This window comes from Emticicia sp. MM (assembly GCF_001649495.1).
In genome coordinates this window covers 47,289-59,676 of the sequence record NZ_LXHX01000028.1, presented here as the reverse complement: position 1 = coordinate 59,676, position 12,388 = coordinate 47,289, and the positions used below count along the sequence as shown (strand labels likewise).

Sequence of the window (12,388 nt, the reverse complement as noted above, 5' to 3'; positions counted from 1 at the left end):
AGTGGAATAAGAAAATGTCGTTTTGCATGAAGAATAAACCAAAACCCATTAATTTTGTTTAGCCTTAAACTATCAATCTTTACATGAAATTCAGATTCTTACTTCTTCTCTTTTGTTCTTTCATTCTCTCGGAAATAGTTGCCCAGAATGGCGTAATTATGAAAGGAAAATTGTTGGATTCGCTCACTTCTGAGCCATTAGCTTTTGCTTCTATTAGAGTGGATGCTAAAAATTCAGCGGCATTGAACAAAGGGGCGATTGCCGATGATAAAGGTACTTTTGAAATTGTTGGACTGAAAAAAGATAAATACATCATAAAACTGGAGTATGTAGGCTATAAGACCAAATACATTGAGGTTGAGGCATCGAATGAAACCACAAGGCTCGATTTAGGGGCAATTTCGCTTTCGCCTTTGAGTCAATTGTTAGAGGCAATTACCGTAAATGGACTAAAACCTGATGTCATTGCCACCATTGAAAAACAAGTTTATAAAGCCGAGCAGTTTGAGGTTGCCAAAGGCGGAACGGCAACTGACGTCTTGCGAAATATTCCGTCGGTCGTTGTTAATGCCGAGGGCGAAATTACGGTGCGTGGTTCAAAAGGTTTTTTGGTGATGGTCAATGGAAAACCCAGCCAAGTAGATATGGCTACGCTGTTGGCCCAAATTCCTGCCAATAGTATTGATAAAATCGAAATGATTACTGCTCCATCGGCTAAATATGATGCCGATGGTAAAGCAGGAATTATCAATATTGTTACGAAAAGAGGCGTAAATGATGGTTTTTCGCTTACTTCAAATCTGCAATATGGTTTGCCAAGAATTGATACTTATTATAATGAGTCGGAGCCAAGACGCTACGGAGCAGATGCAATAATAAATTACAGAAAAGAAAATTGGGATGCTTCGTTTTCGGTCAATTATTTAAAAAATGATATTGCAGGAAGAAGAGTTGGCGATGTAAACACAACGATTAATAATATTTTTACGAGTTTCCCGAGTGAAGGAGAGCGGAGTTATAAGCGAGAAAATTATGGTGTAAGGTTTGTTACTTCTTATAAAGCAAGTAAAAACGATGAAATTTCAGCAGGTATTTATTTGGGCGAAAGAACGCAATACCGAACCGCCAATATTTATTACCGAAACACAAAAACTGATTTATTGACCAATAAAATAGTCGGTGTTTCAGACTATTATAACCCTAATTTGGTACTGAAATCGGGTGATTTTAAAGTTTTTAATCTGGATTATTCGCATACTTTCAAGAATGCTTCAACGCTCTCGTTATCAGGGCTTTATGAGAAAGCAAATTTGGATGGCTATACTAAAAATCGGAATCTAAATAGTAAAGATTTTAGAGATACGCTGCAATACACATTCAATACAGGAAATAATCCATTGAATGCCCTACGACTAAAAGCTGATTACGAAAAAACAATTGGAGTCGGAAAATTGGCTTTGGGCTATCAATATCGTACGCAAAGTCAAGAAGGAAGTTTTACTTATCAAGAAAAAAGTGGAAGTTTTGAGCCTTTTGTACTTAATCCAGCATTTTCGGCTGATATTTCGGTGCTGAATCGCATCCACGCCTTGTATTCGCAGTATGCAGGAAAATACAAGAAAATGGAGTTTTCGGCGGGCTTACGCTACGAAAATGCGTTTAGAGAATTTAAAGACAATAAAGGCTCTGAACCTACGATTTTGAAACTTTCCAATCTTTTCCCGTCAGCTAATTTACTGTATGATTTAGGAAAAGATTTGCGATTAAAAGTGGCATATAGCCGAAGAGTGCAGCGTTCGACTAATAATGAGCTAAATCCATATCCAGAGCGAGAACACAGCGAAACACTCGAACAAGGCGACCCAAACATTCGCCCCGAATTTATCGGAATCTATGAAGCTGGACTGACAAAAGACCTCAAGAAAACTTCGTTGTATATGAATGTTTACACCCAACAAATTACCGATATTGTAAATCGAGTCAATAGTGTGCGAAACGATTCAATTTTAAATCGAATTTATACCAATGCAGGCAAAGCCCGTTTGATAGGCTCTGAGCTTGGAATTACGTATTCGCCCATTAAAAAACTCAAAATTTTCTTCGGTGGAAATATCTATAACCTAAAGATAAAAGGTACTTTATTTGACAAAAGTGTGGCAGTTAATAGTCAAGGATGGGTTTATTCCGTCAATAGTAATATTAGTTATCAGATTTTGCCTTCGTTGAGTACGCAGTTTAACATTTCTTATTTATCGGCTCGAAATACCGCCCAAGGTTCAGATTCAAGATTTTATCAGCCTAATTTTTCGGTAAAAAAGAGTTTCAAGGAAAACAAAATTAACTTAACGCTGCAATGGCAAAATGCTGTTTTTGGAAAAATGGCAGTAAACCAACAAAGGATAACAACTTTCGGAGCAAATTTTTATACAACAACCAACTACATTCAAGAAACAAACATTGTGTTGCTGAATCTTTCATTTAATTTGAATCAGACTAACAAGAAAATGAAATTGCCGAGTAGTGAGTTTGGCGAAAGGGAGTATTGATTTTTAAACCTTACAGGTCTGAAAAAGACAGAGACCTGCAAGGTTTGATGAAAGTGAATGACGAGTTTAGTGGAAGAGATTGTTAAAGAAAATAATGCTTCGTAAATTTTTAGGTTTTATTTAAAAAATTAAATACTTTTACATATTGGGAATCCAATTCCAAATATGTAAAAGTATGATAACAAGAAAATCAAACGAAATATTAGACCAATTAGCTCAGACATTTAAAGTCGTGGCAATTACTGGTCCTCGCCAAAGTGGAAAAACTACACTTGTCAAGGCTTTTTTTGATAAAAAACCGTACGTTTCCTTAGAAAACCCCGATGAACTGGCACACGCAACTGATGACCCTCGTGGTTTTTTGAGTCAATTTCCTGATGGTGCAATTTTGGATGAAGTTCAGCGAACCCCACAAATATTCTCTTATTTGCAGCAAATTGTTGATGAGGATTCTCGAAAAGCTTTATTTGTTTTGAGTGGCTCAAACAATTTTTTACTTCAACAATCAATTACCCAATCATTAGCGGGCAGGGTTGGTTATCTTGAATTACTGCCATTTTGCTTGCAAGAAATTCAAGAAACTCCTTGCAAAAATTTTTCAACCAATGAATCTATTTTTTATGGTTCGTATCCAGCCGTTATTTATGAGAAACTAAATCCAAGGCTTTGGTTTCAATCATATATTCGTACTTACATTGAAAGAGATGTTCGACAGTTGAAAAATATCAATGATTTGGCATTGTTTCAGAAGTTTCTTTATGTGTGTGCGGGTAGGGTTGGGCAAGAAATAAATTTCAGTAAATTGGGTAATGAAATAGGCATTGACCACAAGACAGCGGCTGCTTGGCTTGGTATCTTGGAAGCAAGTTATATTGTTTATTTTTTACAACCTTATTATAAAAACTTTAACAAACGCATCATAAAATCTCCTAAGTTATATTTCTATGATACAGGTTTGGCTGCCAATCTTTTGGGTATTCGACAAGCCGAAGACCTTCAATATCATAGTTATAGAGGGGCTTTGTTTGAAAATTTAGTGATTACTGAATTACTTAAAAACAGGTATAATACGGGTGAAAAAAGTAACTTATATTATTTTAAAGATAGTATTGGCAATGAAATTGATATTATCATTGACGAAGGGCTAAAACTGAAAGCCATTGAAATTAAATCGGGAGCAACTTTAGCGGGAGATTATTTTAAAAATTTGCACTATTGGCAAAAACTCACCAATCAGACTGAGGGTGGCGTACTGTATGATGGCATAAAAAAAGAGAGTAAACACGGTGAGTTTTATGCGTGGAATTGGAAAAAAATTACTGATTTTTAGAAAGAAGTGAAATGTTGGTCTTTCTTATAAAATCAAAAAGCCATTGGAAAAATTTCCAACGGCTTTTTGCATAAAATCTTACACCGCATCAGATAAACTACTGAATGTAAAGTCTCTGATTTTTAATGGTGGAACTAAACAACCACCGATACGAGTCGGAACGCCCATTGCTTCCAAATTATTAAGCATAATAATTGGACTTTCGTTGAAACGGAAGTTTTTTACAGGAAACTTGATTTGTCCTTTTTCGATATAGAAAGTTCCGTCACGAGTAAGACCCGTGTAGAGCAATGTTTGTGGGTCAACGGCACGGATGTACCACATACGAGTAACCAAAATACCTTTTTCTGTGCCTTTTATCAAATCGGCTAAAGATTCAGTACCGCCAGCCATGATAAAGCCTGATGGTGGTGGAACAGCCTTTACGCCTTTTTTATCGGCCCAAAATCTTGAATAATAGACATTTTTCACGACTCCGTTTTCAATCCAAGAGATTTTTTCTTGAGGACGTCCGTCGCTTCCGCCGCCGCCCATTCGGCCACCGCCGCCGCCACCAAAACCCGAAGTAGGAATTTCGATATTACTTGGGTCAGAATAAATATTTACTCTTTCATCAAAAAGTTTTTCGCCTAAGCGAGTACCACCGCCTTTTTTGCTCAAGAAACTACGACCTTCGTCGGCATTTCGGGCATCCATGCTTCGCATCATGTTTTGCAATAAATCAATCGAAGCGGCAGGTTCAAGAATTACGGTGTATTTGCCTGGCTCAAGAGCTTTTGCCGAACTTGAAGCTAAGGCTTTTTGCATCGCAATTTCGGTAGCTTGTTTGGTGTTAAGTTTCGATACATCGTTGAAATCACGAATGGCATAACCCGAGCCAAGACCATCGGCCGTACGAACCGTAATTGAAAAATCGACTGATGTTGATTTATTATAACCAAACAATCCTTTGCTATTGCCGATAGCCGAATATCCTGCTGAATCTTCCATATAACCAGCGGCTGTTAACCCTTTTTTCGAGCAAGGCTCGATGCTATCGAAAGCAGCTTTTGCACGGTAATCAGGGTCGATATTGGCCGTTGAATCTGCAAATGTTGGAGCTTCGATATATGTTTGTGGCCCGAGCATTGGCATATATTCTGGGTTTTCTGGGGCAAGTCGAGCAATTTCTTCGGCTCTTCTTACAGTTTTTTCGAGCGAAGCGTCATCAAATTCATTGATGGTTGCTGTACCTGAACGTTTGCCAAAAACTGCCGTAACTGCCAAAGATTGGTCGTAAGACTCTCCACTGGTCGAAACCGAATTTCGGGCATAACGAATATTTCCTGTGCGGCCACCGCTGAGAGCCACACTCATTTCGTCTGCTTTTGAAAATGCTAAAACCTTATCTATTATTTTTTTAGCTTCTTCTTTTGTTAATATTTTATTCATTTGTTTTTTATTTTTGGGGGCAAAGGTTCAAAGGAACAAAGGGTCAAAGTTTTAAAGAAACAAAAGAACAGAGATTTAAAGTGGCAGAGTTTAAATTAACTTTTCATACTTCATTTCACTTGGCTAATCTCTATCTTTGTCACTTTGTGCCTTTGCTACTTTGTGCCTCAAATGTGCCTCAAAGTTTAAATCTTTCTTCCAGTATTAATCACATTGACACCATTGAAACGAGTCGTTGCACTTCCGTGCGAAACGGCACTTACCTGCGAAGGTTGACCTTTTCCATCGAAAAACGAACCAAAAGTACGGTAATCGTCTTTATCGCAAATCTGTACGCACGAGTTCCAGAACTCTTGTGTATTAGATTGATACGCTACATCATCGAGCATTCCTACAATTTCTCCATTCTTGATTTCGTAGAAAAGTTGTCCACCAAACTGAAAGTTATAACGCTGCTGGTCAATTGAATACGAGCCACGACCAATGATGTAAATGCCTTTTTCAACGCCTTTAATCATATCAAAAACGCTTAATTTTTCTTTGCCTGGGCGAAGCGAAACATTTGGCATACGCTGGAATTGAACCGAGTTCCAGTTATCGGCATAACAGCAGCCGTGTGAGGCATTTTCGCCTAAAATATTCACTTGGTCACGGATTGCTTGATAATTTACCAAAATACCATCTTTTATCAAATCCCATTCTTTGCATGGCACGCCTTCATCGTCGTAGCCAACTGTTCCGAGGGTGTGTGGTTGTGTTTTATCGGCTACAATGTTTACTTGCTTGCTACCGTAGTTGAAAGCCTTTGTTTTCCATTTATCGAGTGTTGCAAACGAAGTTCCTGCATAATTGGCTTCGTAGCCCAAAACACGGTCAAGTTCGAGTGGGTGACCAACTGACTCGTGGATGGTTAGCCCGAGGTGATTTGGGTCAAGTACTAAATCATATTTGCCGGCTGGAACAGATTTCGCTGTGAGTTTTTGTTGAGCTTGTTTCGATGCCATAATTGCATCTTCAACCATATCATAAGAGTTTCGGTAGCCAATTAAGCCATTTGGAGCGGAGATTTTTTCGCTTGCCAAACCATCCAAATATTCATAACCCATGCCCATTGGCGAGCTGATAGCGTCACGAGTTTTGAATTTTCCAGCAGCTTTATCAACGGCCGTAACGGTGAAAGTTGGCCAAATACGATGCACATCTTGGTCGATGTATGAACCATCAGATGAAGCAAAATACTTTTGTTCGTTCACAAAAAATAGGTTCGATGTCACGAAACCAGCACCATTTTTCATGGCTTCGCCGTTTACGTTCATCAATAAATCTATTTTTTCTTTGATTGGCACTTCAAACGCATTTTTTACGATTGGAGTTTTCCAAACTACTTCACCAACACCTTTCTGTGGAGCAAGAATGACTGGCTCTTTTTGGATTTTTGAGTTTGCTTTGGCAATTGCCACGGCAGTTTCGGCACATTTGGCGATTCCTTCGGGCGTAACATCGCTGGTTGCGGCAAAACCCCAAGTTCCGTTAGCAATTACTCTGATACCTACGCCATAAGATTCGGCATTGGCAATGTTTTGTACTTTGGTTTCACGGGTGAAGATAAACTGTTGCAAATAGCGACCGATACGAACATCGGTGTAAGTTGCACCACGTGATTTGGTTGCATTGAGAGCAATATCGGCAAATCGCTTTTTGGTCGCAATATCGGCTCCAGGCTCAAGAAGATGCTCGGCAGATACCATATTCCCCAATACGGGAATTGAAGAACCCATCATAGCTCCTAAACCCATACCAGATAATTGGATAAAATCCCTTCTTTTCATGTTAGGTTGTTGATTGAATTAAAAATGAAATTTATTGTAAAAATGAACAAATATTCGGTGATAAGAAATTTTTTAATAGAAAAACGATGTTTTCTTAACATATAAGAAATAAAACTAATGAATAGCTTAGATGTTTAAACGGTTTGATAGACAAATCGGAGTTTTTTAGCGACTTTTTTGCAAGAATCTTTCTCAATTTATCTCAAATACCGAAATTCTCCTGTAAAGCTTTTTTACCACGGAGTTAAAAATGAGTATTTCACTGAGTTACACGGAGTAAGTTAGTCAGTGTAACTCAGTGTGAAATTTAGTGAACCTCCTTGGTAAAAATTAATATGTAACATGCCCATTCCGCCTTTACTTTAAAAAAGTTTATGTAGTTTTGCCGAATCAAACCTTTACAATTCTACAAATAATCAAACATAATGAGTATCGAAAAACAATCTTTTGGGAAACTTCCCGATGGCCAAGAAACAAGCCTTTATACCTTAAAAAATACCGCAGGAATGGAAGCCAGAATTACTGATTTTGGTGGAATAATTGTATCATTAACTGCACCTGACCGTGTCGGGAATTTTGCAGATGTTGTGCATGGTTGCGATTCGTTAGAGGTTTATTTAAAAGGTGTGCCGTATTTTGGAGCAATTATCGGCCGTTTTGGTAATAGAATTGCGAAAGGCAGCTTCGAGTTAGATGGGGTAACGTATTCATTACCAATCAATAATGGCGTAAATGCCTTGCACGGTGGCTTGAAAGGTTTCGATAAAAAAGTATGGAATGCAACAGCAATCGAAGGGAAAGAACCAGCTTTGAAATTGACTTATTTGGCGGCTGATATGGAAGAAGGCTACCCTGGGAATTTGAGTATTGAAGTTGTTTATACATTACAGACTGACAATACATTAAGAATTGATTATAAGGCTACTACCGATAAAGCTACGGTTTTGAATGTAACCAATCACTCGTATTTTAATTTGAGTGGAGCTGCTGACGTGCTTGACCACGAGGTAATTTTGCACGCAGATAAATTCCTGCCAGTGGATGCAACTGTCATTCCAACGGGGGAATTACGTTCAGTTGAGGGAACTCCTTTTGATTTTACCGAAAAACACACCATTGGCGAGCGAATCAATGATACTTCGTATGAGCAAATTGTATTGGGAAGTGGCTACGACCATTGTTATGTACTAACAGATACAAGTTCAGATTTGAGACTCGCTGCTGAGGTTTACGAGCCTCAAACTGGCCGTGTGATGGAAGTATTTACGACTGAACCAGGCATGCAGTTTTACTCGGCAAATCATTTGAAAGGTGATATTATTGGTAAAGGTGGGGTTACTTATGGCCGACGTTCGGCTTTTTGTGTGGAAACCCAACATTTTCCTGATTCACCCAATAAGCCACATTTTCCAACTACGGTTTTACGCCCTGACGAGGTTTATCAATCAACTACTTCGTACAAATTCTCTGCGAAATAGATTACATTGGGTGGCCAGATTCGAACTGACCACCCAAAACTCATGCTCACTTGTAATGATTGCTGATGCTTCACATAAATTACTCTTCAAGCAAACAGTTGACGGAATTTATTCATTGTCTGATGAAGATTTTGATGCTTTTTTTGAACTATTCAAACCGTTTTCGGCCAAAAGGAAGGAAATCTTGACATACAGCGGTATAGTTGAGAAAAACCTATATTTTATCATTGATGGCTTGCAACGAATGTATTATGCCGATGAAAATGGCCGTGAAGCAACCATCTTGTTTTCGTATTCGGGGAATTTTGGTGGCGTTTTAGATTCGATGATGAATAAAAAACCATCAAGGTTTTATTACGAAACACTGAGTCCATCAATCATTTTGCGAGCGTCATTTACCCAAATCGAACAGTTGATTGAAACAAATCCTAAGATTGAAGTTTTATTACGAAAAGGCCTAATCGTAGCTTTTTCTGGTGTTTTAGAAAGGTTAGTTGAGCTTCAATGTTTTTCTTCCGAAGAAAAATTTCGACAATTACTCAAGCGTAGTCCGCATATTCTGCAAATTGTTCCGCATAAATACCTCGCCAACTACATCGGTATTGATGCCAGTAATTTTAGTAAACTAATAAACTCGGTGCAGATTTAAATCTTGGTATTTACCAACTTTTTCTAAGTTAATTTAGTCCAATTTTGCGAATGAAAATTAATCATTCTTAGAATTTATGGAAAAGATATTATTACTCAATCAATTAGAAAGTCAAGTTGAAACTCATTTACAAGAGGCTATTCAAAAATATCAAAATCTTTCAGATGAACGATTGCTAAAGCCTTCATCGTCAGGTGGTTGGAGTATTGCTCAGTGTTTAGAGCATCTCAATTCGTATGGTCTTTATTATTTGCCATTATTTGAAAAAGGCTTAGCTGCAAGCCAAGAAGATTTGAGCATTGAAACCATAAAAAGCACTTGGTTGGGTAAATTAGCCATTGATTCGATGAACCCCGAAAAAGGCAAGAAAAAGTTTAAAGCCATGAAAGGGCATATTCCAGAAGCGTCATTAGATGCAACAGCGGTTATTGCTGAATTTATCAACCAACAAGAGCAATTATTGCAGATTTTGAGAATTGCTAAGAATAAGCGTATGCAGCAAATAAAAATTCCGATTTCAATTGCTAAATTTTTGAAATTGCATTTGGGCGATGCCATACAGTTTTTGGTTATCCATAACGAACGCCACATTCAGCAAGCTAATCGAAATCTATAAAGAATAGTTGTTTTTGCAGATTTTTACTCATATTTGTAGTCAATACTGATTTCATCTATGAAAAAAACTACCCTAACCAGCATCCTTATTTTATTCATCTCCTCACTTTGTTTTGCTCAAAGCAAAGTCGATTTAGCCATTACAAATGCCAATATTATTGATATTCGGACAGGAAAACTGATTAGTAATAAGGTAGTTATCGTTAATAAAGGAGAGATTGTTAATGTTTGTTCGCCCGCCGAACTGGATAAATACAAAGCCAGTCAGACGGTTTCGGCTAAAGGAAAATTTGTGATGCCAGCTCTGTGGGATATGCACGTGCATTTTGGTGGTGGCGATAGCCTGATTCAAGAAAATAAAGATTTGATGAATCTGTATATTGCGATGGGAATCACGGCTGTAAGAGATGCGGCGGCTGATATTTCGCCAAGTGTTTTGGAATGGCGTAAGAAAGTGAATGAAGGAAAACTTTTGGGGCCAACAATTTTTACTTCAGGACCTAAACTTGAAGGCTATAAGTCGATTTGGTTGGGGGATATTGAAGTTGGTACAATAGACGAAGTAAACAAAGCACTTGATTCGCTCGATAAACTAAAAGTAGATTTTGTAAAAATTACCGACAATACAATCAAACCCGAAATCTTTTTAGCAAGTTTGAAAGAAGCCCGAAGGAGAGGTTATAAAACGTCGGCTCATATTCCGCCTGTATTTACGATTGAGCAAGTAAGCGAAGCTGGTTTGAGTAGCGTTGAACATATTACGTATTTATTGCGTGCAGGACTCAAAAACCAGAAAGAACTAAGCGACCAAGTAGCCAATGGCACATTAACCGCCAGAGATTTATCATTAAAAGCCCTCAACGAATTCGATGAAGCAACTGCCGAAGCTGCATTCAAGATTTTAGCAAAAAACAAAACTGCCGTAACTCCAACATTATCCATTAGCTATGCAACGGCATTTTTAGATGTAAACGATCATCAAAATGACGAATTTCTGAAATATATTGGGCCAGGCTTACGCAAAACTTACGATTGGCGAGTGCAAAGAGCAGCTAAAGATTCAAAAGAGGCCATCGAAATTCGTCATAGAACCATCGAAAAAGCAGCTTCGTTATTACCATTATTGCAACGCTCAGGCGTGAAGATTTTGGCAGGAACTGATGCTGGATATTTGAATAGTTTTGATTATCCTGGCTTGGGACTTCACCAAGAATTAGAATTGATGGTCAAAAATGGACTTACACCGTTGCAGGCTTTGCAGGCATCAATTATCAATGGGCCTGAATTTTTGAATAAATCGGAGTTTTACTGCAGTGTTTCAAAGGGCAAAAAAGCCGATATTTTACTATTGAACGAAAACCCTTTATTGAATATCTCAGCAACTCAAAATATTTATGGTTTAGTAGCTCACGGTGAATATTTAGATGCTGCCAAACTCAAAAGTTTATTAATTGCAAAGTAATGAAGAATTGATAACGGAGAATAGAAAATCATTATTCATTTTTAATTCTCCATTATCAATTAAGAATTATATTTATTTCGATATTCGATTGGCGACATACCTACCAGTTTTCTGAATACATCACGGAAAGCTTTTAAGTCGGTATAACCTACATCATACATTACTTCGTTGACGGTTTTTCGGCCTCCCTCAAGTTGCTTTTTTGCTGACTCTATTTTTACTCGTTGAATGTATTCAATAACTGTATTTGAAGTCGCTTTCTTGAATCTACGTTCAAATGTTCGTCGGCCAATGCCAAATCTATCGGCCAAGTTTTCTACGCTTAGTTTGGTTTGGTAATGTTTTTCGATAAACTCTTGAGCATTCAGAATCTGGGTATCTTCATGGTCTTTTTGTCCTTGAAACATCACAAATGGAGATTGACTGTGTCGTCCCATTTCGAGCAAAAAGAATTTGGATGCCATAATTGCCATTTCACGATTCGTATATTTTTCGACCAAATAAAGTAGCAAATTCCAATAAGAAGTAGCTCCGCCGCTCGAATAAATGCCATTTTGCTCAGTGATAACCTTGTCATCAGCGAGATACACTTCTGGAAACATCGTTCTGAATTCGTTGGCATAAAGCCAATGGGTTGAGCAAGATTTTCCGTTTAAAAGCCCAGTTGAGGCAAGTAAAAATGCTCCCACACAGAGGCTGGCAATTTCTGCCCCTTTGCGGTGTTGTTCCTGAATCCACGGAATAAAACCTTCGTTTTGTTTTATGGCCTGAGCCATATTTCCGCTCAAGGCAGGAATAATTATCAAATCAGCTTTCTTTACCTCGTTCAAAGTAAAATCTGGGTAAAACGAAATCAAACCATCATTTAGCTTGACTTCTTTGTTCATTCCTACTAATTTTATGTTGAAAGCGGGTTGGAGTTCCATACTTTTATAGAACTCATTAATGGCCGAAAACATATATCGTGGGTCAACGATAGCAGCTGGAATAGCTGTTTCAGGAACTAGTATCATGACGTTTTTCATGCTGTAAAACTATAAAAAAAGTT

Annotated in this window: 9 protein-coding genes; 6 read left to right on the top strand and 3 right to left on the bottom strand. The window is 37.9% G+C overall.

What is annotated here, in order from left to right; translation table 11 throughout:
- Window positions 1-83 precede the first annotated feature (83 nt).
- Both A6M55_RS04370 and A6M55_RS04365 read left to right on the top strand, forming a co-directional pair.
- Window positions 84-2,546 carry a TonB-dependent receptor domain-containing protein gene (locus A6M55_RS04370; protein WP_064196650.1) on the top strand — a complete coding sequence of 821 codons (2,463 nt, stop codon included), beginning with the start codon at window positions 84-86 and terminating at the stop codon, window positions 2,544-2,546.
- 175 nt (window positions 2,547-2,721) lie between these two features.
- Window positions 2,722-3,876: an ATP-binding protein gene (locus tag A6M55_RS04365; protein ID WP_064196649.1), complete on the top strand. Its 1,155-nt coding sequence runs from the start codon at window positions 2,722-2,724 to the stop codon at window positions 3,874-3,876.
- Window positions 3,877-3,954: 78 nt separating this feature from the next.
- Here A6M55_RS04365 and A6M55_RS04360 read toward each other — a convergent pair whose 3' ends face one another.
- Window positions 3,955-5,307 carry a TldD/PmbA family protein gene (locus A6M55_RS04360; protein ID WP_064196648.1) on the bottom strand — a complete coding sequence of 451 codons (1,353 nt, stop codon included), beginning with the start codon at window positions 5,305-5,307 and terminating at the stop codon, window positions 3,955-3,957.
- Between the two features lie 185 nt (window positions 5,308-5,492).
- The gene (locus A6M55_RS04355) at window positions 5,493-7,136 is read right to left on the bottom strand and encodes a TldD/PmbA family protein (protein WP_064196647.1); all 1,644 of its coding nucleotides are present in this window, start codon (window positions 7,134-7,136) and stop codon (window positions 5,493-5,495) included.
- A 425-nt stretch (window positions 7,137-7,561) separates the two neighbouring features.
- Between A6M55_RS04355 and A6M55_RS04350 the strand changes: the two genes are divergently transcribed.
- The 4 genes from A6M55_RS04350 to A6M55_RS04335 all read left to right on the top strand — a co-directional run bounded on the left by A6M55_RS04350 (window position 7,562) and on the right by A6M55_RS04335 (window position 11,340).
- Window positions 7,562-8,614, top strand: a complete 1,053-nt coding sequence (locus A6M55_RS04350) for an aldose epimerase family protein (RefSeq protein ID WP_064196646.1) — start codon at window positions 7,562-7,564, stop codon at window positions 8,612-8,614.
- Between the two features lie 10 nt (window positions 8,615-8,624).
- A complete protein-coding gene (locus A6M55_RS04345; RefSeq protein ID WP_305953142.1) occupies window positions 8,625-9,263 on the top strand; it encodes a Crp/Fnr family transcriptional regulator in 639 nt (212 codons plus the stop codon).
- A gap of 76 nt (window positions 9,264-9,339) precedes the next feature.
- On the top strand, window positions 9,340-9,879 hold the full coding sequence (locus tag A6M55_RS04340; protein ID WP_064196644.1) for a DinB family protein: 540 nt from the start codon (window positions 9,340-9,342) through the stop codon (window positions 9,877-9,879).
- A 57-nt stretch (window positions 9,880-9,936) separates the two neighbouring features.
- Complete coding sequence (locus A6M55_RS04335) at window positions 9,937-11,340, top strand: amidohydrolase family protein (RefSeq protein ID WP_064196643.1); 1,404 nt, start codon at window positions 9,937-9,939, stop codon at window positions 11,338-11,340.
- Between the two features lie 59 nt (window positions 11,341-11,399).
- Here A6M55_RS04335 and A6M55_RS04330 read toward each other — a convergent pair whose 3' ends face one another.
- A complete protein-coding gene (locus tag A6M55_RS04330; RefSeq protein ID WP_064196642.1) occupies window positions 11,400-12,365 on the bottom strand; it encodes a GlxA family transcriptional regulator in 966 nt (321 codons plus the stop codon).
- Window positions 12,366-12,388 lie beyond the last annotated feature (23 nt).

What these genes read in the sequence shown, in the direction of transcription:
- A6M55_RS04360 (WP_064196648.1), bottom strand. Translation starts at nt 5,307, where the DNA reads ATGAATAAAATATTAACAAAAGAAGAAGCTAAAAAAATAATAGATAAG.
- A6M55_RS04370 (WP_064196650.1), top strand. Translation starts at nt 84, where the DNA reads ATGAAATTCAGATTCTTACTTCTTCTCTTTTGTTCTTTCATTCTCTCG.
- A6M55_RS04350 (WP_064196646.1), top strand. Translation starts at nt 7,562, where the DNA reads ATGAGTATCGAAAAACAATCTTTTGGGAAACTTCCCGATGGCCAAGAA.
- A6M55_RS04330 (WP_064196642.1), bottom strand. Translation starts at nt 12,365, where the DNA reads ATGAAAAACGTCATGATACTAGTTCCTGAAACAGCTATTCCAGCTGCT.
- A6M55_RS04355 (WP_064196647.1), bottom strand. Translation starts at nt 7,136, where the DNA reads ATGAAAAGAAGGGATTTTATCCAATTATCTGGTATGGGTTTAGGAGCT.
- A6M55_RS04335 (WP_064196643.1), top strand. Translation starts at nt 9,937, where the DNA reads ATGAAAAAAACTACCCTAACCAGCATCCTTATTTTATTCATCTCCTCA.
- A6M55_RS04340 (WP_064196644.1), top strand. Translation starts at nt 9,340, where the DNA reads ATGGAAAAGATATTATTACTCAATCAATTAGAAAGTCAAGTTGAAACT.
- A6M55_RS04365 (WP_064196649.1), top strand. Translation starts at nt 2,722, where the DNA reads ATGATAACAAGAAAATCAAACGAAATATTAGACCAATTAGCTCAGACA.